Raw genomic sequence first — 21,286 nt, forward strand, 5'->3', positions numbered from 1 at the left:
GCGGCGCCCTCCAGGTCCCCGATCTCGGTCAGGCCCTCCTCCTCGGCGGTCTCGGCGGTGACCGTCACCGAGTCCTTGTTCTGCGCCGGGGAGGAGTCCAGGATGCTCAGCCCGTCGGGCAGGGCCCGGGACGCCCGCTCGTCGGTCTCCTCGGTGTCCCCGGACTCGGCCTCGGGGTCCAGGTAGAGCAGGATGCCGCCGTTGTACTCGGGCAGCACCGAGATGGCGCCCGACTCCACCTGGTCGTAGTAGACCTCGCGGCTGCCGATGTTGAGCGTGGTCTCGACCTCGCTGCCGGCCGCCTCCAGGGCCTGGGCGTAGACCTGCGCCAGCAGGGCCGACTCGGGGAAGTCGGCCGAGCCGACGGTGATGGTGCCGGAGCCGCCGCCCCCGCCGCCGTCGGCGTAGGGGTCCTCGCCTCCGCAGGCGGTGGCGGCCAGCGCCAGCGCCCCGGCCGCCGCCACCGTCCCCGCCGTTCGCATCGTGTGCATCGCTTCCACTCCCGTCCTGGTCATGACTCCACCGTGCGGGCGGCCTCGCGGGCGCGCAGCCCCGGCGCCACGGCCAGTCGCCGCAGCAGCCAGAACAGGCCGAGCACCAGCACCGCCATCAGCGCCACCAGGAGCGACCCCCCGGCCACCATGCCGAACTCCTGGCGGTTCTGCCCGTCGAAGATGAACCTTCCCAGCCCGCCCACGCCGACGTAGGCGGCGATGGTCGCGGTGGAGACCACCTGCACCGCGGCGGTGCGCAGCCCCACCAGCACCATCGGCAGGGCCACCGGCAGCTCCAGGCGCAGCAGCACCTGGCCGCCGCGCATGCCCATCCCGGCGGCGGCGTCGCGCAGGCCGGGGTCGACCGCGCGCACCCCCTCGTAGGTGTTGACCAGGATGGGCGGCACCGCCAGGACCACCAGCGCCACCTGCACCGGGACCAGGCCGATCCCCATCAGCAGCACCACCAGGAACATCACCCCGATGGTGGGCAGCGCGCGGGCCACGTTGGCCAGCCCCACCGCGAACAGCCCGCCGCGGCCGGTGTGCCCGGTGGCCAGGCCCAGCGGGACCGCGATCGCGGCGGCCACGGCCATCGCCGCCGCCGAGTAGGCGGTGTGCTCGGCGAACCGGGCGGGGACGCCGTCCGGCCCGGTCCAGGTGGCCGGGTCCGCGAACCAGGCGGCGACCAGCTCGGCGATGCTCATGCCCGCCCCTTTCCGCGCCGCGGCGCCCAGGGGGTCAGCAGCCGCTGGGCCAGCACCAGCAGCGCGTCCACCGCGAAGGCCAGCACGGCGGTGAGCACCACGCCCACGATGATGGGGGTGGCGAAGCGGTTGTTGAAGCCCTCGCGCAGGATCAGCGCGCCCAGGCCGCCCAGCCCCACCATGGAGGCGACGCTGACCATGCTGATGGTGGCCACCGAGGCCACCCGCAGCCCGGCGATGACCGCGGGGACCGCCACCGGCAGCTCCACCCGGACCAGGCGGCGCAGCGGGCCGAAGCCCATCGCGGTGGCGGCCTGGCGCACGTGGTCGGGCACCTGGTGCAGCCCGTCGACGATGTTGGGCACCAGGATCGCCAGGGTGTACAGCGCCAGCGGCAGCACCGCGGTCCAGACCGTCAGCCCGGTGTAGGGCAGCAGCAGGAAGAACAGCGCGATCGAGGGCACCGCGTAGAGCACGTTGACCGCGGTGAGCACCGGCGGGGAGAGGCGCCGNCGGCAGCGAGGCCAGCAGGCCCAGCGCGATGGGGATCAGCGACAGCTGCAGGTGCTGGACCAGGGCGGTGCCGATGGGGTCCTCCAGGCCGCGGGCGATCCAGTCCCAGCGGATCAGCGGCTCCTCACCCATGCCCCTCACCGTGCCCGTGGTCCTCGCCTACCGACCAGATGGCGGCGGCCAGGTCGGCCTGGGAGACCACCCCGGCCACGGCGCCGTCGGGGTCCACACCCACGGCACGGCCGGCCGGGGAGAGCACCGCGGCGTCCAGGGCGGCCCGCAGCGAGTCGGCGGCCACGTGGAACACGTGGCCGTAGGCGGCCAGCTCCAGGGCGCCCACCGGGCTGTGCGGGTCGGCGGCGGCCGCCCGCTCGGCCGACAGCCAGCCCACCGGCTCCCGGTCGGGGCCGGTGACCAGCAGCCAGGGCTCGCCGGTGGCGGCGGCGGTGCGCGCCGCCCGGCCGGCGTCGGCCCCGGCGTCCAGCACCGCGTCGCGGTGCAGCTCCAGCCGGGAGGCGGGGAAGAAGGAGAGCCGCCGCACGCCCCGGTCGTAGCCGATGAACCCCTCGACGAAGGTGTCGGCCGGCTCGGCCAGCAGGCGCTCGGGGGCGTCGAACTGGGCGAGCACGCCGCCGGGCCGGAAGACGGCGATGCCGTCGCCGATCCGGACCGCCTCGTCGATGTCGTGCGTGACGAACAGGACGGTCTTGTGCAGCTCGGACTGCAGGCGCAGCAGCTCCTCCTGCAGGCCCGCGCGCACCACCGGGTCGACCGCGCTGAACGGCTCGTCCATGAGCAGCACCGGCGGGTCGGCGGCCAGCGCCCGGGCCACCCCCACCCGCTGCTGCTGGCCGCCGGAGAGCTGGTGCGGGTAGCGCCGCCCCTGGGAGGCCTCCAGCCCGACCAGTTCCAGCAGCTCGCCGGCGCGGGCGCGGGCGCGGCGGCGGCCCCACCCCAGCAGCAGCGGCACGGTGGCGATGTTGTCCAGCACGGTGCGGTGCGGGAAGAGCCCGGCCTGCTGGATCACGTATCCGATGGAGCGGCGCAGCAGCGCGGGGTCGCGCTCGCGCACGTCGGTGCCGTCGATGAGCACCCGGCCGCCGGTGGGCTCGACCAGCCGGTTGACGGTGCGCAGGGCGGTGGTCTTGCCGCTGCCCGAAGAGCCGACCAGCACGGTGGTGCGGCCGCTGGGCGCCTGCAGGTCCAGGCCGTCCAAGGCGACGGTGCCGTCCGGGTAGCGCTTGGTGACGCCCTCGAAAGTGATCAACCCGAGATCCAGGCGGGGATGTCGGTGAGCGCGTCGGCCACCAGGTCGGCGTGCTTGGCGTCGGGGTCGTCGGCGTGCAGGTAGCCGTGCATGCCGCGGCGCACCAGCACGGTGGCCATCCCCGCGGCGCGGGCCGGCAGCACGTCGTTGTCGAGCCGGTCGCCCACGTAGGCGATCTCCCCGGGGGCGGCCCCGGCGACGTCGGCCACCCGGGCGAAGAAGGCGGGGTCGGGCTTCTCCAGGCCCCACTCCTCGGACACGTGCACCGCGTCCACCGGCAGGTCCATGGCCTCCAGCGCGGTCCGGGCCGCGGCGGGCTGGTTGCCGGCGATCACCACGCCCACCCCCAGGGCGCGCAGCTCGGCCAGGGCCGGGCGCACGTCGGGGTACAGGTCGTGGGAATCGAAGCCGTCGGCCAGGGTGGCGGGGTCCTCGGCCTTCCAGGCCGCGACCTCCTCCTCCAGCCGGAAGTCCGGCTTGACCAGGCGGAAGGCGTCCATCAGGGGCCGGCCGCGGGCCATCACCCCGCCCATGAGGCCGAAGAAGGCCAGCCGCGGCACGCCCAGCCGGTCCGCCCAGCGTTCGAAGATGCGCGTCTCGTCGACCAGCGTCTCCCCGACGTCGAAGACCACGCTGCGCACGGCGCCACTGCGATTCCTCACGAAAGGGACGCTAACACGGTCGGCCGCCGCCGGGCGGCCGCAGCACCGCGAAGGCGTCGGTCACCTCCAGGCGCCGGGCGCGGAACCGGAACAGCGCCGCCGGGCGGCCCCCGGAGCGGCCCGAGGGCACCGAGCGGCCGGTCTCCTCGATCTGGCCGCGGCGCAGCAGCACCCGGCGCAGGTTGGTGGCGGCCACGTCGTGCCCCAGTGCGGCGCTGTAGTAGCCGGACAGCTCGGACATGGTGAACTCCGGCGGGGCCAGCGCGAAGCCGATGTTGGTGTAGGAGAGCTTGGCGCGCAGCCGGCGGTGCGCCGAGTGCACGATCGCCGCGTGGTCGTAGCCCATGGCCGGCAGGTCCGCGGCGGGGTGCCAGGCGGTGTCGGCGGGCACCACCGGCTCCACGTCGGCCGGGACCAGCCCCAGGTAGGCGGTGGCCAGGATGCGTCCGCCGGGGCAGCGGTCCGGGGCGCCGCGGGTCTCCAGCTGCTCCAGGTGGGCCAGGTCCCGCACGTCGACCTTCTGGGCCAGCTGGCGCCGGATGGACTCGCCCAGGCCCTCGCGGGCGCCGAGTCTGCCGCCGGGCAGCACCCAGGCGCCCTCGAACGGCGGACGGGCCCGGCGCCACAGCAGCACGCTCAGGCGCCCCGACCGGATCTGCACCACCGCGGCCAGGACCTCGTGCCCGGCCCGACCCGCCATGCCCGCTGCCTCCTCCATGACCCCCCATGTTAGGCTTGTCCGAGTTTTTGCCTACAAGTCAAAAACCCGTTCCGAAGGAAGAACCGGCCATGGCCACCGAGAACGCAAGCCAGACCTGGGCCTCCGAGGTCCGGCGCCTCGCCGACGAGCGCGGCGCGGTCATCCTCGCCCACAACTACCAGCGCCCCGAGATCCAGGACGTCGCCGACCACACCGGCGACTCGCTGGCCCTGTCCCGTCTGGCCGCCCGTGTGGAGGCCGACACCATCGTCTTCTGCGGCGTGCACTTCATGGCCGAGACGGCCAAGATCCTCGCCCCCGAGAAGACCGTGCTGCTGCCCGAGCCCGCGGCGGGCTGCTCGCTGGCCGACACGATCACCGCCGAGGACGTGCGCGCCTGGAAGGCCGAGCACCCCGGCGCGGCCGTCGTCGCCTACGTCAACACCACCGCGGCGGTGAAGGCCGAGACCGACATCTGCTGCACCTCCTCCAACGCCGCCGACGTCATCCGGTCCATCCCCGAGGACACCGACATCCTCTTCCTGCCCGACCAGTTCCTGGGCGCCCACGTCAAGCGGGTGACCGGGCGGGAGAACATCCACGTGTGGATGGGCGAGTGCCACGTGCACGCCGGCATCGACGGCGCCGCGCTGCGCGAGCGCGCGGCCGCCGACCCCGACGCCGAGCTGTACGTGCACCCCGAGTGCGGCTGCGCCACCTCCGCGCTCTACCTGGTCGGCGAGGGCACCGTCCCCCAGGAGCGGGTCAAGGTCCTGTCCACCGGCGGGATGCTCGCCGCGGCCGAGACCACCACCGCCGACAAGGTGCTCATCGCCACCGAGACCGGGATGCTGCACCAGCTGCGCGCGGCCAACCCCGCCACCTCCTTCGAGCCGGTCAACCCGCGCGCCGAGTGCCACTACATGAAGATGATCACCGGCGAGAAGCTGCTGGGGTCGCTGCGCACCGGCAGCGGGGAGATCCACGTCGACGCCGACACGGCCGAGCGGGCCCGCCGCTCGGTGGAGCGGATGATCGCCATCGGCACCCCCTCGCGCGGGGGCGAGTGAGCGCCTTCGATAACGGATTCCTCTCCTTCCCCCCGCACGCGGCCCATGGCCCCGGCCGGTGCGGGACCCTCGGGCACACAGGCCCGGGCACAGAGGGGAGGAGCCGATGGCACCACGGAGCCGGCCGGCGGCCCTGTACGACGCGCACGCCGCCGAGCTGTACCGCTACTGCTGGACGCTGGTGGGCCCCGGCACCGCCGACGGGGCGGTCCGCGAGGCGCTGATGGCCGCGGTGTGCCTGTCCGGCGAGCTGCCCGACGCCGAGGACCTGCGCCCCTGGCTGTTCGCCCTGGCCCGGGCGGCCTGCCGGAACGCCGGGTTCGCCGCCGCCCCGCCCTTCGCCGGGGTCGCGGCCGCCCCCGGCGAGCGCCCCGCCCGCGCCATGTGGGAGCGGCTGCCGCCCAGCTACCGGGAGCTGCTGGAGCTGCACCGGCGGCACCACCTGACCGCGGGGCAGATCGCCAAGATCCTGGGGCTGGACCCCGAGACCTGCGCCGAGCTGTGCCGGGCCGCCGAGCGGCGCGCCGCCGACCTGCTCGCCGGGGAGCCGGTGGAGCCCGCGGCCGCCCTGGAGCTGCTGGAGCCGCCCGGCCCGCCGGCCGCGCTGCGCGCCGAGGCGGTGCGGGCCTGCTCGTCCCCGTCCGGGCGGGTCGAGCGGGAGGAGGCCGCCGAACTGATGCGCCCCCTGGGCAACGACGGCTTCCCGCTGCACCGCCGCCGGGGCCCACACGCCGCCCCCGCGCACGCTGCGGAGCCCGCCGCGCCCTCCGCCGAGACCGCACCGCCTCCGGCGCCCTCCCGCGAGGCCGCCGCGCTCCCCGCGGGCGACCGGGTGACCACCGCCGACGTCCCGCTGGGGGCCCCGCCCGGGGACGAGGGGCGCCGCTGGCCCGGCGCCGCGGTCTCCGGCCTGGTCACCGTCGCCGTGGCGGTGCTGCTGTCGGCGGCGGCGTTCCTGCTCAACGAGCCGCGCACGCTGACCGCCGAGGGCGCCCCGCCGGTCGCCGACCGGCGCGCCCCGGCCACCGGCCCCCCGAGCGCGGGCGCGACCGCGCACATCCGCCCCGACAGCGCGCCCGGCGGCACCGGCGGCGGCACCGCCCCGTCGCAGGGGGCCGCACCGCAGCCGTCCGGGGCGCCGTCGGCGGCCCCGTCCGGGGAACCGCCGGCGGAACCGGGCACGCCCCCGGGACAGGAGCCCGAGCCCCCTGAGGAGACCGCCCCGCCGGAGTCGGCCCCCTCCGCGGAGCCGTCCCCGGAGCCGCCGCCGACCGACGACGGGGACGGCGGCGGCCGGGACGGCCCGGTCACCCGCTTCATCGAGGAGCTGGCCGACCTGCTCTCGCCCTAGAGGCGCTCCAGGACCGCGCCGGAGGCCAGGGCGCCGCCGGCGCACATGGTGACCAGGGCCGTCGTGCCGTCGCGGCGTTCCAGCTCGTGCAGGGCGGTGGCCAGCAGGCGGGCCCCGGTGGCGCCCACCGGGTGGCCCAGGGCGATGGCGCCGCCGTTGGGGTTCACCCGCTCGTGGTCGGGGCCGTGCACCCGCGCCCACGACAGCACCACCGAGGCGAAGGCCTCGTTGACCTCCACCAGGTCGATGTCGCCCAGCCTCATCCGGGCCCGGTCGAGGACCGCCGTGGTCGCCTGCACCGGGCCGTCCAGGTGGTACCGGGGCTCGGCGCCCGCCAGGGTGTGCGCGCGCAGCCGGGCCCGGGGCCGCAGCCCCAGCTCACGCGCCCGGTCGGCGCCGGTCAGCAGCACGGCGGCGGCCCCGTCGGAGACCTGCGAGCTGGTGCCGGCGGTGTGCAGTCCGCCCTCGGCCACCGGCCGCAGCGCCGCCAGGCCCTCGGCGGTGGTCTCCCGCAGCCCCTCGTCCCGGTCCAGCCCGGCCACCGGGACCACTTCGCGGTCGAAGCGCCCCTCGGCCCAGGCGCGGGCGGCCAGGCGCTGCGAGCGCACGCCCCAGGCGTCCAGGTCGGCGCGGGTCAGGCCGCGCCGGGCGGCGATCCGCTCGGCGGCGGTGAACTGGTCCGGCAGGTCCACGTCCCAGTCGGCCGGGCGGGGGTCGTCGGGGTGCACGGCCCGCCCCAGCGGGACGCGGCTCATCACCTCCACGCCGCAGGCCACGGCGGTGCGCACCGCGCCGCAGGCGATCATCGCGGCGGCCACGTGCACCGCCTGCTGGCCCGAGGCGCACTGGGCGTCCAGCGTGGTGGCCCCGGCCGACCAGGGCAGCCCGGCGTACAGCCAGGCGTGCCGGCCCACGTGGTTGCCCTGCTCCCCGCCCTGGGTGACGCACCCGGCGAAGACCTGGTCCACCTCGGCCGGGTCGGTCCCGGAGCGGTCGAGCACGGCGCGCTGGACGCGCCCGAGCAGCTCCACCGGCTTGGTCCCGGCCAGCGCGCCGCGCCGCCGGGCGATCGGAGTGCGAACGGCTTCCACGATCACGGGCTCGGCCATGACCGCGAGACTATAACGCGTTCTACTCGTTTTGAAGGCCCGGCATCAGCCGTTCGGCGGTGACCGTGAGCCGCTCCTGGACCTGTTCCACGTCGCGGTGGCCCTTGAGGATCTCCAGCAGCTCGAAGATCCACACGCTGGCCAGCGACCCCGCCAGCACGTAGGCGGGGGCGTCCCGGTCGGGCTCGGCCGGCGCGTCCTCGCCCTCCCCCTGCGCCACCCGCCACAGCAGGTCGGTGATGCGCCGCCCCAGCTCGGTCTTGACCTCGGCCATGATCAGCGAGCGCACCAGCGCGTCGGCCAGCTCCGGCTCGCGCATCAGCCCGCGGGTGGCCCGCATGAGCACGTCCACCGCCCGGCCCGCCGCGGTGGGCGCCCCCGGCGGCCGCCGCTCGATGCTGGACTCCAGCAGGTCCAGCTCCTCGGTGACCACGGCCACGACCAGGTCCATCTTGGAGGGGAAGTAGCGGTAGAGGGTGCCCAGCGCCACCCCGGCCCGCTCGGCCACGGTGCGCATCTGCATCGCCTCGACGCCGCCCCGCAGCGCCAGCGCGGCGGCCGTCTGCACGATGCGCCTGCGGCGCTGGTTCTGACTCCGCGACCGCATCCCTACCGGCGCCTGAACCGCCACGGTGCCCCTCCCGGCTCGTTCCCCGTCCATGTCCCGTCCACAAGAACACGTTATCTAAGGATCGCCCACCAGTTCAGCCTTCCACAACTGTGGAGAAGGCCTCATCTTTCGATGTTGCGGCCGTGTTAACCGGCGAATTGCGGACACCCTTCCCCTTCCGGGCACGGCAAACTAGAATCCGTTCTAGATTTGAGGAGGATCCGTGGACTTCTCCCCCGACCCCGCCCAGGAGGAGCTGCGCGCCCTGGCCGCGCAGGTCCTGGACCGCGAAGACGACCCCGAACGCCTGCACCGCGCCCTGGCCGGGACCGGGGTGCTCGGCACGGCCGTCCCCGCCGACGCCGGCGGCGCCGGGCAGGGCGCCGTCGGCGCGGCGCTGGTCCTGCGCGAGGCCGCCGCCCGCGCCGCCCCCGCCCCGCTGCTGCCCGCCCTGGCCCTGGGCACCCTGCCGGTCGCGCTGTGCGGCACCGCCGCCCAGCGCGCCGCGCTGGCCCCCGTCGCCGAGGGCCGGGCGCTGACCACCGCCCCCGCCGTTGCGGGCGACCCGGCCGGACCGCTCGGCGTGTCGGCCCGGCGCGAGGGCCCCGGCCTGCGGCTGGACGGCGCCGCGGCCGGCCTGCCCCACGCCGACCGGGCCGACACCCTGCTCCTGCCGGTGCGCACCGCCGACGGCCCCGCCGCCGTCCTGGTGCCCGCCGACGCCCCCGGGCTGACCCTGGCCCCCCAGCACACCGGCGCCCACGTCCCCGCCTTCCGCGCCGGCCTGGACGGCGTGCGGGTCGCCGAGGCGGCCCTGCTGGGCGGCGACACCACCGGCGCCGCCGCCCGCACCCTGCACCACTGCGCGCTCACCGGCCTTGCCGCCACCGCCGCCGGCGCCCTGCGCGCCGCCCTGGACCTGACCACCGCGCACGTGCGCACCCGGCACCAGTTCGGCCGCCCCCTCGCCGAGCTGCAGGCGGTCACCCTGCGCGTGGCCGACATCTGGATCGCCCTGCGCGCCCTGGACGCCGCCCTGCTCGCCGGGGCCTGGCGCCTGGACCGGGGCGCCGACACCACCGGCGCCGTCCTGGAATCGGCCGCCCTGCTGGTCACCGAGGACGCGCTGGACGCCCTGCACGCCGCCCAGCACCTGCACGGCGGGCTCGGCGTCGACACCTCCTACCCCCTGCACCGGCACTTCGCCACCGCCGCATGGGCCGCGGCCGCCCTGGGCGGCCCCGAGGCGCGCCTGGACGCCCTGGGCGCCCTGGTGTGCGGCGCGGCCTGAAGGGAGCGGTCCGTGTACATCGACCTCACCGACGACCAGCTCCGGCTCCGCGACGAGCTGCGCGCCTACTTCGCCCGCGCCGTCGACGACGAGGAGCGGGAGCGGGCCGCCGACGACCCCGCGGTCTACAAGCGGGTGGTCCGCCGCCTGGGCGGGGACGGCATGCTCGCCCTCGGCTGGCCCGAGGAGTACGGCGGCCGCGGCCTGGGCCCGCTCGAACAGCAGATCTTCGTCAACGAGGCCTCCCGGGCGGGGGTGCCCTACCCCCTGGTCACGCTGCAGACCGTCGCCCCGGTGATCCTGCGCCGCGGCACCCCCGAGCAGCGCGCGCGCTTCCTTCCCCCCATCCTCGCCGGCGAGCTGCACTTCGCCATCGGCTACACCGAGCCCGAGGCCGGCACCGACCTGGCCGCCCTGCGCACCACGGCCGCCCCGGACGGCCAGGGGGGCTACACCGTGGACGGCTCCAAGCTCTACACCTCCGGGGCGCACTTCGCCGACCACATCTGGCTGGCCGCCCGCACCGGAGAACCCGGCTCCCGCCACCGGGGCATCACCCTGCTCATCGCCGACACCGCCGACCCCGGCTTCTCCTGGACCCCCGTCACCACCGCCGACGGCCACCACCACACCAACGCCACCTACTACTCGGGGGTGCGCGTGCCGCCCGGCCGCCGCATCGGCGGCCAGGGGGAGGGCTGGCGCATCATCATCGAGCAGCTCAACCACGAGCGCCTGACCCTGGGCCCCTCCGGCACCATCGGCCGCACCTACGACCGGTTCCGGGAGTGGGCCCGCACCGCCCGCGGACCCGGCGGCCGCCCTCCGGACGAGCACCCCCAGGTGCGCCGCGCCCTCGCCCGCGTCCACGCCTACCTGCGCGTCAACGAGCTGCTGAACTGGCAGGTCGCCGCCGGCATCGACAGCGGGTGGCTCGGCGCCCCCGACGCCTCGGCCAACAAGGTCTACGCCAGCGAGCGCCTCCAGGAGGTCCCCCGGCTCGTCGCCCGGACCGTGGCGCGCTTCGGCGACCCCGCCGACCCCGCCACCGCCGACCTGGCCGAGCGCATGGACACCGCCGCCAAGGGGTCGCTGGTGATGACCTTCGGCGGCGGCGTCAACGAGGTGCAGCGCGAGCTGATCGCCACGCTCGGGCTGGGCCTGCCCCGCGCCCCGCGCTGAGGACCCCCGCCGAGAGGAGCCCGCGTGACCGCGACCGACACCGACACCGCCCCCGACCTCGACGGCCTCGCCGCGGCCGCCCGCGCCCGCGGGGAGGTGGACGGCGGCCCCGCCCCCGACCCGGTCAACGCCCCCATGGTCCGCCACTGGCTGGAGGCGATGGGCGACGCCAACCCGCTCTACCTGCGCGAGGGCCTGGCCCCGCCGGCGATGCTCCAGGTGTGGACCATGCCCGGCCAGGACCCGCGCCCCACCGCCTCGGCCGTGGACGAGCTGCTCGGCGCGCTGGACGCGCACGGCCTGACCGGCGTCGTGGCCACCGACTGCGTGCAGGCCTACGACCGCTACCCGCGCTTCGGCGAGTCGCTGCGCTCGGCCACCCGGTTCGGCGGCCTGAGCGGCCCCAAGACCACCGCCCTGGGCACGGGCCGCTTCCTGACCTGGCACACCGCCTGGTACAGCGGCGCCGAGCGGGTCGGGGAGATGACGTTCCGCGTCCTGAAGTTCGCCCCCGCCTCCCCTGAAGGCGCCTCCCCCGGCAGTGCCTCCCCCGACGGTCCCGCGCCGTCCGCCCCGCGGCCGCCGCGCAACGCCGACACCGCCTTCTTCTGGGACGGCGCCGAGGCCGGGGAGCTGCGCATCCGCCGGTGCGCCGACTGCGGCGCGCTGCGCCACCCGCCCGGCCCGCTGTGCCCCCACTGCCGCTCGGGGGCCGCCGACCACGTGGTCGCCTCCGGCGAGGGCACCGTGTTCAGCCACGTGGTGCACCACCACCCGCCGGTCCCCGGGCGCACCGCGCCGTTCCCGGTGGCCGTGGTGGAGCTGCCCGAAGGGGTGCGGGTGGCCGGCGCCGTGGTGGGCGCCGCCCCCGGCGAGGTGCACGCCGGCATGGCGGTGCGCGTCGACTTCGAGCGGATCGGCGACGGCCCGGCGCTGCCGTGCTGGCGCCCCGCCGGGCAGCGCCGGCTGCCCGTGGCGGAGCTGGAGCTGACCCGCACCGCGGTCACCGCCGGGGCGCTGGCCACCCGCGACTTCACCCCCGTCCACCACGACCCCGACCGCGCCCGCGCCCAGGGCGCGCAGGACGTGTTCCTGAACATCCTGTCCACCCAGGGCCTGGTCCAGCGGCACGCCACCGACTGGGCCGGGCCCGGCGCCCGCGTGCGGCGCATCGCCCTCCGGCTGGGCGCCCCCGCCCACGCCGGCGACACCCTGGTGCTCACCGGCACCGCCCACCCGCCCGAGGACGGCACCACCCGGGTGGAGGTGCGCGGTACCACCGCACTCGGGCCGCACGCCACCGCCACCGTCGAGCTGGAGGGGGTCCGATGAGCCGGACACTGGCCGGGGCCGCGGCGATCGCCGGGATCGGGGCCACCGCGTTCACCAAGGAGTCGGGCCGCACCGAGCTGGCGCTGGCCGCCGAGGCGGTGCTCGACGCCCTCGGCGACGCCGGGGTCGCGCCGCAGGAGGTGGACGGCATGACCGCCTTCGCCCAGGACGCCAGCTCCGAGATCGCGGTGGCCCGCGAGATCGGCGCCGGGGAGCTGCGCTTCTTCTCCCGGGTGCCCTACGGCGGCGGGGCCGCGTGCGGCACCGTGGCCCAGGCCGCGATGGCGGTGGCCACCGGGCAGGCCGACGTGGTGGTGGCCTACCGGGCGTTCAACGAGCGCAGCGGGCGCCGGTTCGGCCGGGCCGTGCGCCAGGACGGCGGCGAGCCCACCTCCCAGAGCCTGGAGCTGGGCTGGCACGTCCCCGTCGGCCTGGCCACCCCCGCCTCCTGGGCGGCGGTGGCGGCCCGCCGCTACATGCAGGTGTACGGGGCCGTCGGCGAGGACTTCGGCCGGGTCGCGGTCCAGGCCCGGCGCGCCGCCGCCACCAACCCCCGGGCCTGGTTCCACGGCCGCCCCATCACCCTGGAGGACCACCAGGCCTCCCGGTGGGTGGCGGAGCCGCTGCGGCTGCTGGACTGCTGCCAGGAGAGCGACGGCGGGGTGGCGCTGGTGGTCGTCTCCGCCGAGCGCGCACGCGCGCTGCGCCGACCGCCGGCGGTGGTGCGCGCCGCCGCGCAGGGGGCGGCCGACGGCCAGATGACCATGACCTCCTTCTACCGCGGCGACGGCGCCGGACTGCCGGAGACCGGCCTGGTCGGCGGGCGGCTGTGGGCGATGTCCGGGCTGGGCCCGTCCGACGTGCAGACCGCGGTGCTCTACGACCACTTCACCCCCTTCGTCCTGATGCAGCTGGAGGAGCTGGGGTTCTGCGGCCGCGGCGAGGCGCCGGCCTTCGTCGCCGAGGGGCGCACCGCCCTGGACGGGCCGCTGCCGGTCAACCCGCACGGCGGCCAGCTGGGCGAGGCCTACATCCACGGGATGAACGGCATCGCCGAGGCGGTGCGGCAGGTCCGCGGCACCGCCGCCAACCAGGTGGCCGGGGTCGAACACGTGCTCGTCACCGCGGGGGCCGGGGTCCCCACGAGCGGGCTGGTGCTCGGTGCCTACAGTTAGAACCGAATTCGGTTCTACGAAAGGCAGCGTATGCGAACCGTCCCTGGTGTCGAGGACCTGGGCGGCGGGGTGTGGAGCATCCCCGTGCCGATCCCCGCGAACCCGCTCGGCTACACCCTCGTCTACGCACTGGAGACCCCCCGCGGGCCCGTCCTCGTCGACGCCGGCTGGGAGCACGAGGAGTCCTGGGCCGCCCTGGACGCCGGGCTCCGCGCCGCCGGCTCCTCCCCCGAGCAGGTGCACGGCGTGGTCGTCACCCACTTCCACCCCGACCACGCCGGCCTGGCCGGGCGGGTGCGCGCGGCCTCCGGCTGCTGGGTGGCCATGCACCACGCCGACGCCGAGATGGTGCGCCGCATCGACGCGCTGGGCGGACTGGCCGGCGGCGGCCTGCACATCGAGACCGAGCAGCTGCGCCGGGCGGGCGCCCCGCAGGCCGCGATCGAGGAGTACGCCCGCACCGACCCCCGGCTCGACCCGCCCGCCGAACCCGACACCGAGCTCGCCGACGGCGACCCCGTCGACGTGCCCGGCCGCAAACTGCGCACGGTGTGGACGCCCGGCCACTCCCCCGGCCACATCTGCCTGCACCTGGAGGACGCCGACCGGCTCTTCACCGGCGACCACGTGCTGCCCCGCATCACCCCGCACATCGGGCTCTACCCCTTCACCACCGACGGCCCCGACGACCGGGACCCCCTCGGCGCCTTCCTGGAGTCCCTGGCCCGGCTGCCCGACGCCGTGCCCCGGCCCGGGACCGTCGAGGCCCTGCCCGCCCACGAGGCCCGGTTCACCGGACTGGACGACCGCGTCGCCGGGATCCTCGCCCACCACGAGGAGAAGCTGGACACGCTCGCCGCCGCCCTGGAGGCGGCCGCGCCCGGCCCCGCCACCCTGTGGGAGCTGTGCGCGGCCCTGCCCTGGCGGCACGGCTGGGACCGGATGCCCATCGTGCAGCGCCGCCTGGCCGCCTCCGAGACCGCGGCCCACCTGCGCGCGCTGGAGCGCCGCGGCCTCGCCGCGGTGACCGAGACCCCCGCGGGGGTGCTGACCTGGAGGAGGACCCATGGATGAGCAGCAGCCGCCCGAGGTGGCGCTGGACGGGCTGACCGCCGCCGTCACCGGCGCCGGACGCGGCCTGGGCCGGGCCCACGCCCTGGCCCTGGCCGCGCTCGGCGCCCGCGTGGTCGCCACCGACCTGGACGGCGCCGAGGACACCGCCGCCGAGATCCGCGCCCGCGGCGGCACCGCCCGCGCCCTGGCCGGCGACGCCGCCGCCGACGGCGCGGGCGAGCGCCTGGTCGCCGCCGCCGAAGAGCACTTCGGGCGACTGGACGCCCTGGTCAACAACGCCGGGACGACCCGCGACCGGATGCTGTTCAACATGGCCGAGCAGGAGTGGGACACGGTGGTCCGCACCCACCTGCGCGGGCACTTCCTGGCCTCGCGCGCCGCCGCCGCGCACTGGCGCTCCCGGGCCAAGCGCGACGGCGGCACCGTCTACGGCCGCATCGTCAACACCGCCTCCGAGGCCTTCCTGCTCGGCCCGCCCGGCCAGCCCAACTACGCCGCCGCCAAGGGCGGCATCGCCGCGCTCACCACCTCCACCGCCCAGGCCCTGCGCCGCTACGGGCCGACCGCCAACGCCATCTGCCCCCGCGCCCGCACCGGCATGACCGCCGAGGTCTTCGGGCCGCCCCCGCCGCAGGGCCCCGACCCGCTGGCGCCCGAGCACGTCTCGCCCCTGGTCGCCTACCTCGCCTCCCCCGCCTCCGCCGGGGTGAGCGGCCAGGTGCTGCTCGTGCACGGCGGCGTCATCGGGGTGCTGCGCCCGCCCGAGGTCGGCACCGTGCTGCGCTCGGCCGGCGGCTGGTCCGGCCCCGGCGAGGTCGCCCGCGCCATGGGCGGCGCCGACCTGCCCCCGCACGGCTTCACTTGCCCGGAGGCAGCGTCCCTGGCGTGAGGACCGGACCATAAGATCAGGCGGGACGGCCGCGTACTAAACTGCCGAGTAACTTTTCGCCGATGGGTTCGAGGACCATGCCGCACACCCCGCCGCCCCCCGCCCCGCTGCGCGTCGCCCTGCTCTCCTACCGGAGCAAGCCGCACTGCGGCGGGCAGGGCGTGTACGTCCGCCACCTCTCCCGCGAACTGGCGGCCCTCGGCCACCGGGTCACCGTCTTCTCCGGCCAGCCCTACCCCGAACTCGACGACGGCGTCATCCTGGAGAAGGTCCCCAGCCTCGACCTGTACAACGACGCCGACCCCTTCGCCACGCCCCCGCTGCACCGGTGGCGCGACTGGATCGACGCCCTGGAGGTCGGCACCATGTGGACCGCCGGCTTCCCCGAACCCCTCACCTTCTCCCTGCGAGCCCTGCGCGAACTGCGCCGCCGCCGCGGCGAGTTCGACGTCGTGCACGACAACCAGACCCTCGGCTACGGCCTGCTCGGGCTCCGCCGCACCGGTCTTCCCCTGGTCACCACCATCCACCACCCCATCACCGTGGACCGGCGCATCGAACTGGAGGAGGCCACCGGCTGGCAGCGCATCTCCAAGCGCCGCTGGTACTCCTTCGTCGGCATGCAGGGGCGCGTCGCCCGCCGCCTCGACCCCGTCCTGGTCCCCTCCCGCTCCTCGGCCGACGACATCGTCCGCGAGTTCGGCGTCGACCGCGACCGCATCGACGTGGTCCCCCTCGGCGTGGACACCCGCCACTTCCACCCCGGTGCCGCCGGAGGCTCCGCCGGCACCGGGCGGGTGCCCGGCCGCATCGTGTGCACCGCCAGCGCCGACAGCCCCCTCAAGGGCGTGGCCACCCTGCTGCGCGCCGTCGCCAAGCTCGCCACCGAGCGCGAGGTCTCGCTGACCCTGGTCAGCCGCCCCAAGCCCGGCGGCCCCACCGACACCCTGGTCGACGAGCTCTCCCTGCGCGAGAACACCACCTTCGTCAGCGGCATCGACGACGCCGAGCTCGGCCGCCTGATCGCCTCCGCCGAGGTCGCCGTCGTCCCCTCCTTCTACGAGGGGTTCTCGCTGCCCGCCGTGGAGGCCATGGCCTGCGGCACCCCGCTCGTCGCCAGCCGCGCCGGCGCCCTGCCCGAGGTGGTCGGCACCGACGGCCGCGCCGGCGTGCTCACCGAACCCGGCGACGCCGAGGAGCTCGCCGCCCGCATCGGCGCCCTGCTCGACGACCCCGCCGAGCGCACCCGGATGGGCCGCGCCGCCTGGGACCGCGTCCAGCACCGCTTCACCTGGCGCGCCGTCGCCGAGGCCACCGCCGCCCGGTACGCGGCAAGCATCTGACAGACCCGAAGGAGCCTGCACTGATCACCGTCGACTTCTCCCTGTTCCCCGTCGGCCCGGGCCACCGCGTCCTCGACCTGGGCTGCGGCGGCGGCCGCCACGCCTTCGAGGCCTACCGGCGCGGCGCCGACGTGGTCGCCTTCGACCAGAACGAGAACGACCTGGCCGAGGTCGCGACCATGTTCGCCGCCATGCGCGCCGAGGGCGAGGCCCCCGCCGGCACCGAGGCCGAGACCGTCAAGGGCGACGCCCTGGGCATGCCCTTCGACGACGGCTCCTTCGACCGGGTCATCGCCGCCGAGATCTTCGAGCACCTGCCGCACGACACCGCCGCCATGGCCGAGCTGTACCGGGTGCTGCGCCCGGGCGGCATCGCCGCCGTCACCGTCCCCAGCTGGCTGCCCGAGCGCCTGTGCTGGGCGCTGTCGGAGGACTACCACACCGTCGAGGGCGGCCACGTGCGCATCTACACCCGCGCCGAGCTGGAGGCCAAGCTCAAGGCCGCCGGCTTCGCCATCGGGCCGCACCACCACGCGCACGCCCTGCACGCCCCCTACTGGTGGCTCAAGTGCGCGGTGGGCACCGACGACGACCGGCACCCCGCCGTCAAGGCCTACCACCGCATGCTGGTGTGGGACATGCTCCAGGCGCCCCCCGCCACCCGGCTGGCCGAGAAGGCGCTCAACCCGGTCATCGGCAAGAGCGTCGTCGTCTACGTCCGCAAGCCGCTGCCCGCGGGCCCCGCATGAGCCCCGCCCCCTCCCAGGCCCCCGCCGCCCTCGAGGTCCCCGGCGTCCTCACCGCCGACCAGATCGACCGCTCCGCCCGCTACCTGCTCGCCAGCCAGGAGCCCGGCGGGGCGCTGCCCTGGTTCCCCGGCGGCCACCTCGACGTGTGGGACCACGTCGAGTGCGCCATGGCGCTGACCGCCGCCGGCCACCACGGGGCCGCCCGGCGCGCCTACACCTGGCTGGCGGGGGTGCAGAACGCCGACGGGTCCTGGCCCGCCAAGCTCCGCCAGGGCCGCGTGGCCGAGGCGCACCGCGAACCCAACCACGCCGCCTACCCCGCCGTCGGCGTCTGGCACCACCTGCTCGTCACCGGCGACACCGCCTTCGCCGCGCGGATGTGGCCCGCCGTCGCCGCCGGCATCGGCTTCGCCCTGGGGCTGGCCACCGAGCGCGGCGAGATCCTGTGGGCCCGCGGCACCGACGGCTCCCCCGGCGACCACGCCCTGCTCACCGGGTCCGCCAGCGTGCACCACGGGCTGCGCTGCGCCGCCGCCCTGGGCGCCCGGCTGGGCCAGGACCGCCCCGACTGGCGGGGCGCCGGCGNNNCCGCGCACGAGGAGGTCTTCGCCGACCGCGGCCGCTTCTCCATGGACTGGTACTACCCGGTCCTGGGCGGGGCGCTGCGCGGGCCGGGGGCGCACAAGCGCCTGGACGAGCGCTGGGACACCTTCGTCGTCCCCGGGCTGGGCATCCGCTGCGTCAGCGACCAGCCCTGGGTCACCGGCGCCGAGACCTCCGAACTGGTGCTGGCGCTGGCCGCCGTCGGCGACACCGAGCGCGGCACCCGGCTGCTCGCCGACATCGCCCACCTGCGCGACCCCGACGACGGCGCCTACTGGACCGGCTACCAGTTCGCCGAGGAGGTCAACTGGCCGGTGGAGCGCAGCACCTGGACCGCGGCCGCGGTCATCCTGGCCGCCGACGCCCTCACCGGCACCACGCCGGGGGCCCAGGCGTTCACCGCCGACTGGGGCGAGCCCGGGCCCGACCCCCGGGGCCTGTGCGGCTGCCCCCTGTGACGCGGCCCTGGACGCGGCGGAGCCGCGCCCCCTACGAGGGGCGCGGCTCCGGCGTCTGATCACCCTCCGGGTCCTCCGGAGGCGGTTCAGGGAAAGAAGGTGCCGTCGTCACCCCCTCCTCCCCCGCCCTCGGGCGGGGGATCGNGCTGATCACCCTCCGGGTCCTCCGGAGGCGGTTCAGGGAAAGAAGGTGCCGTCGTCCCCCCCTCCTCCCCCGCCCTCGGGCGGGGGATCGCCGCCTCCGTCGCCGCCGTCCGGCGGGGTCTCGCCCCCGCCGTCACCGCCGTCCGGCGGGACCTCCCCGCCGCCGTCACCGGGGCCGGTCGGGTCCGGGTCCGCCGGGACCTCCGGCTGCTGCGGCTCCTGGGGCTCCTGCGGCTGCTGCGGCTCCTGGGGCTGCTGCGGCTCCTGGCCCGCATTCGGGTCCTCGGTGGGCACGTCCGGGGCGTAGTTCTCGGTCTCCCCGCCGTAGCTGGGGGACGGGAACGGCTCCGGGTCCACGCCCTCCATCGCCGTGGCCATGAAGGACCGCCAGATCGACGCCGGGTAGTTCCCTCCGTAGACCTGCGTGCCGTTCAGGGTGAAGGGCTGGTTGTTGCCGTTGTACACGCCCACCGCCGTGGACAGCTGCGGGGTGTATCCCGCGAACCACCCGGCGACGCTGGAGTCGGTGGTCCCCGTCTTGCCCGCCACCGGGCGCCCGTCCGGAAGCTGCGCGGAGGTCCCGGTTCCCGAGGTGACCACCTGCTGCAGGGCGTAGGTGACGTCGGCCGCCACGCCCTCCTTCATGGCGCGGCTCTCCGCCGGCTTCTCCCGCAGGTTCTCCCCGTCGGAGTCGACGATCTCGCGCACCACGTGCGGCTCGATGTGGACCCCGCCGTTGGCGAACGTGGCATAGCCGCTCGCCTGGTCGACCGCGCTGACATCGGACACGCCCAGCGCCAGGGTGGGCGCGGCCGCCTGTGCCTCGGTGATCTTGTTCTCCGGGATGCCGGCCGCGTGCGCCATGTCCACGACCTTGTCCAGGCCGGTCTCCAGCGCCAGGTTGATATAGCCGGTGTTGCTGGAGTCCCGCGTCGCGACGATCAGGTTCTGCGGCCCCCCCGCGTGGCTGTTGGTCACCTTGTGTCCACCGAACCACTGCGGGGACGAGCCGTCCACGGTCGTGTTCAGGCTCTTGCCCGACTCCAGGGCGGCCGCCAGCACGTAGGGCTTGAACGCCGACCCCGACTGGGCCGAACCGCGGAACGCGCTGTCGTACTGGTTCTCGTTGTAGCCCTGGCCGCCGTAGAACGCCACGACCTCTCCGGTCGACGGGTCGATCGCGGTGAGCCCCGCGTAGACGCCGTCCGGCAGGTTCTCCACGTCGACGTTGCTCTCCACCGCCTCGACGGCGGCGTCCATCAGGTCCTTGTCGAACGTGGTGACGATCCTGTAGCCGTTGCGGTTGATGTTGTCCTCGGTGTAGCCCATGCCGTCCAGCTCGGCCATGGCCTGCTGCAGCATGTAGCCCTTGTAGCCGCTGAGGTCCATCCCCGCGGACGGGCGGGACTCCTCGGGCTCGGGGAACTCCATCTCATCGGCCTCGGCCTGGGTGATGATCTCCTCGGAGACCAGCCCGTTCACCACGTACTTCCAGCGCTTCTCCATCTCGGGGGTGGTGTCGCTGTCCGCCATGCCGAACTTGGTCGGCTGCTGGATCGCGGCCGCCAGGAACGCCGACTCCGCCGGGGTGAGCTCGCCCACGTCCTTGTGGTAGTAGGCCTGTGCGGCCGCCTGGATGCCGTAGGCGTTGCGGCCGAAGTAGATGGTGTTCAGGTACTGCTCCATCACCCACTCTTTGTCGTACTCATCGGACTGGTCGATCTTGAGGGCGATGACCATTTCCTTGAGCTTGCGGGAGACGGTCTGCTCCTTCGAGACGCCCTCGAAGTAGTTGCGGACCATCTGCTGGGTGATCGTGGAGCCGCCCTGCACCTGCTGCCCCGTGAAGGTCGACCAGGCACCGCGGACGGTGCCCGACAGTGACACGCCCGGCTCGGTCCAGAAGCCGCGGTCCTCGGCGGAGATCACCGCCTCCTGGACCTGGTCGGGGATCTCGTCGAAGGTCACCGGATCGCGGTCGACACCGCGCTCGGCGAACTTGGTCTCCCCGTCCGCGTAGTAGAAGATCGAGCCCTGGTCGGTCGCCTCGGCCTTGGCGGTGGTGGGGACGTCGAAGGAGTTGTAGGCCACCAGGAACGCGCCGATGCCCAGCACCGCGAACACACCCGCGGTGATCAGCAGCGCGCGCGTCGCCCGGAACCACATCGGCTTCTTGGGCTTCTTGCCCTTGCCCGGGCCGTTCGGCCCCTTGGGGCCCTTGGGACCCTTCGGCCCCTTGTTCCCCTTGCCGGGGCCGCCGGAGGCCGCGGCCGAGGCCTCTCCGGGCGCACCGTCACCGCCCTTGCCCGTGCCGGGCACCTTGGCCCGGAGCAGGTTCCGCGCGCCCGTCACCGGCTCGCTTCCCGCCCCCTCCGGCGAAGGCGGCGGCGACGGCGTAGGGACCGCGTAGACGGGCTTGTCCCCGGAGGACTCTCGGGTCCCCTCGTCGGACTCCTGAGAGGACCCCTGGTTCTGAGCGGACTCCTGGCCCTGCGAGTGGTCCTGCGAGGACTCCGATGCCCCGGAGGCGGCGCCCGCCACCACACCTGCGGCCGCCGCACCA

Annotated in this window: 20 protein-coding genes; 11 read left to right on the forward strand and 9 right to left on the reverse strand. The window is 75.7% G+C overall.

Features of this window, described 5'->3' with window-relative positions:
* The 6 genes from D450_RS0103095 to D450_RS0103120 form a co-directional block, all read right to left on the reverse strand.
* Positions 1-491, reverse strand: a 491-nt coding sequence (locus tag D450_RS0103095; protein WP_017537214.1) for a glycine betaine ABC transporter substrate-binding protein, incomplete at its 3' end; no start/stop codon positions are given.
* Positions 492-511: 20 nt separating this feature from the next.
* Entirely contained in the window at positions 512-1,201 is a 690-nt protein-coding gene (locus D450_RS0103100) for an ABC transporter permease (RefSeq protein WP_017537215.1), read from the reverse strand.
* Positions 1,198-1,695 carry an ABC transporter permease gene (locus D450_RS29290; RefSeq protein WP_017537216.1) on the reverse strand — a complete coding sequence of 166 codons (498 nt, stop codon included), beginning with the start codon at positions 1,693-1,695 and terminating at the stop codon, positions 1,198-1,200. The genes D450_RS0103100 and D450_RS29290 overlap by 4 nt, the downstream gene beginning before the upstream one ends.
* A 143-nt stretch (positions 1,696-1,838) precedes the next feature.
* Positions 1,839-2,981: an ABC transporter ATP-binding protein gene (locus D450_RS0103110; RefSeq protein ID WP_017537217.1), complete on the reverse strand. Its 1,143-nt coding sequence runs from the start codon at positions 2,979-2,981 to the stop codon at positions 1,839-1,841.
* Positions 2,978-3,622 (reverse strand): HAD family hydrolase, encoded by a 645-nt coding sequence (locus D450_RS0103115; protein WP_017537218.1) that lies wholly within the window; start codon positions 3,620-3,622, stop codon positions 2,978-2,980. The genes D450_RS0103110 and D450_RS0103115 overlap by 4 nt, the downstream gene beginning before the upstream one ends.
* A gap of 31 nt (positions 3,623-3,653) precedes the next feature.
* Positions 3,654-4,361 carry an NUDIX hydrolase gene (locus D450_RS0103120; RefSeq protein ID WP_275041837.1) on the reverse strand — a complete coding sequence of 236 codons (708 nt, stop codon included), beginning with the start codon at positions 4,359-4,361 and terminating at the stop codon, positions 3,654-3,656.
* A gap of 71 nt (positions 4,362-4,432) precedes the next feature.
* Between D450_RS0103120 and nadA the strand changes: the two genes are divergently transcribed.
* Positions 4,433-5,413 carry a quinolinate synthase NadA gene (gene nadA / locus D450_RS0103125; RefSeq protein WP_017537220.1) on the forward strand — a complete coding sequence of 327 codons (981 nt, stop codon included), beginning with the start codon at positions 4,433-4,435 and terminating at the stop codon, positions 5,411-5,413.
* A 106-nt stretch (positions 5,414-5,519) separates the two neighbouring features.
* Positions 5,520-6,764 carry an RNA polymerase sigma factor gene (locus tag D450_RS31695; RefSeq protein WP_051063546.1) on the forward strand — a complete coding sequence of 415 codons (1,245 nt, stop codon included), beginning with the start codon at positions 5,520-5,522 and terminating at the stop codon, positions 6,762-6,764.
* On the opposite strand, the gene D450_RS0103135 is transcribed toward D450_RS31695, so the two are convergent.
* Together D450_RS0103135 and D450_RS0103140 are read right to left on the reverse strand one after the other, a co-directional pair.
* A complete protein-coding gene (locus tag D450_RS0103135; protein WP_017537221.1) occupies positions 6,761-7,873 on the reverse strand; it encodes a steroid 3-ketoacyl-CoA thiolase in 1,113 nt (370 codons plus the stop codon). The genes D450_RS31695 and D450_RS0103135 overlap by 4 nt on opposite strands.
* Before the next feature lie 22 nt (positions 7,874-7,895).
* Entirely contained in the window at positions 7,896-8,480 is a 585-nt protein-coding gene (locus tag D450_RS0103140; RefSeq protein ID WP_193789644.1) for a TetR family transcriptional regulator, read from the reverse strand.
* A gap of 226 nt (positions 8,481-8,706) precedes the next feature.
* On the opposite strand from D450_RS0103140, the gene D450_RS35115 reads away from it, so the two are divergent.
* From D450_RS35115 to D450_RS0103185, 9 genes are all read left to right on the forward strand, one after another.
* Positions 8,707-9,774: an acyl-CoA dehydrogenase family protein gene (locus tag D450_RS35115; RefSeq protein ID WP_017537223.1), complete on the forward strand. Its 1,068-nt coding sequence runs from the start codon at positions 8,707-8,709 to the stop codon at positions 9,772-9,774.
* A gap of 12 nt (positions 9,775-9,786) precedes the next feature.
* On the forward strand, positions 9,787-10,956 hold the full coding sequence (locus D450_RS0103150; protein WP_017537224.1) for an acyl-CoA dehydrogenase family protein: 1,170 nt from the start codon (positions 9,787-9,789) through the stop codon (positions 10,954-10,956).
* 24 nt (positions 10,957-10,980) lie between these two features.
* The gene (locus D450_RS0103155) at positions 10,981-12,288 is read left to right on the forward strand and encodes an OB-fold domain-containing protein (protein WP_017537225.1); all 1,308 of its coding nucleotides are present in this window, start codon (positions 10,981-10,983) and stop codon (positions 12,286-12,288) included.
* Positions 12,285-13,463, forward strand: coding sequence for a lipid-transfer protein (locus D450_RS0103160; RefSeq protein WP_017537226.1), 1,179 nt, complete (start codon positions 12,285-12,287; stop codon positions 13,461-13,463). The genes D450_RS0103155 and D450_RS0103160 overlap by 4 nt, the downstream gene beginning before the upstream one ends.
* A gap of 30 nt (positions 13,464-13,493) precedes the next feature.
* Positions 13,494-14,537: an MBL fold metallo-hydrolase gene (locus tag D450_RS0103165; protein WP_017537227.1), complete on the forward strand. Its 1,044-nt coding sequence runs from the start codon at positions 13,494-13,496 to the stop codon at positions 14,535-14,537.
* Positions 14,530-15,426 carry an SDR family NAD(P)-dependent oxidoreductase gene (locus tag D450_RS0103170; RefSeq protein ID WP_017537228.1) on the forward strand — a complete coding sequence of 299 codons (897 nt, stop codon included), beginning with the start codon at positions 14,530-14,532 and terminating at the stop codon, positions 15,424-15,426. Before D450_RS0103165 ends, D450_RS0103170 begins: the two co-directional genes overlap by 8 nt.
* Positions 15,427-15,503: 77 nt before the next feature.
* Entirely contained in the window at positions 15,504-16,769 is a 1,266-nt protein-coding gene (locus D450_RS0103175; RefSeq protein WP_017537229.1) for a glycosyltransferase family 4 protein, read from the forward strand.
* Positions 16,770-16,789: 20 nt separating this feature from the next.
* A complete protein-coding gene (locus D450_RS0103180; protein WP_026124668.1) occupies positions 16,790-17,518 on the forward strand; it encodes a class I SAM-dependent methyltransferase in 729 nt (242 codons plus the stop codon).
* Positions 17,515-18,579: a hypothetical protein gene (locus D450_RS0103185; protein ID WP_017537231.1), complete on the forward strand. Its 1,065-nt coding sequence runs from the start codon at positions 17,515-17,517 to the stop codon at positions 18,577-18,579. Before D450_RS0103180 ends, D450_RS0103185 begins: the two co-directional genes overlap by 4 nt.
* A 177-nt stretch (positions 18,580-18,756) precedes the next feature.
* Here D450_RS0103185 and D450_RS34425 read toward each other — a convergent pair whose 3' ends face one another.
* Entirely contained in the window at positions 18,757-21,075 is a 2,319-nt protein-coding gene (locus D450_RS34425) for a transglycosylase domain-containing protein (protein WP_017537232.1), read from the reverse strand.
* Positions 21,076-21,286: the final 211 nt, after the last annotated feature.

This window comes from Nocardiopsis halophila DSM 44494 (assembly GCF_000341245.1).
GTDB lineage: Bacteria > Actinomycetota > Actinomycetes > Streptosporangiales > Streptosporangiaceae > Nocardiopsis_A > Nocardiopsis_A halophila.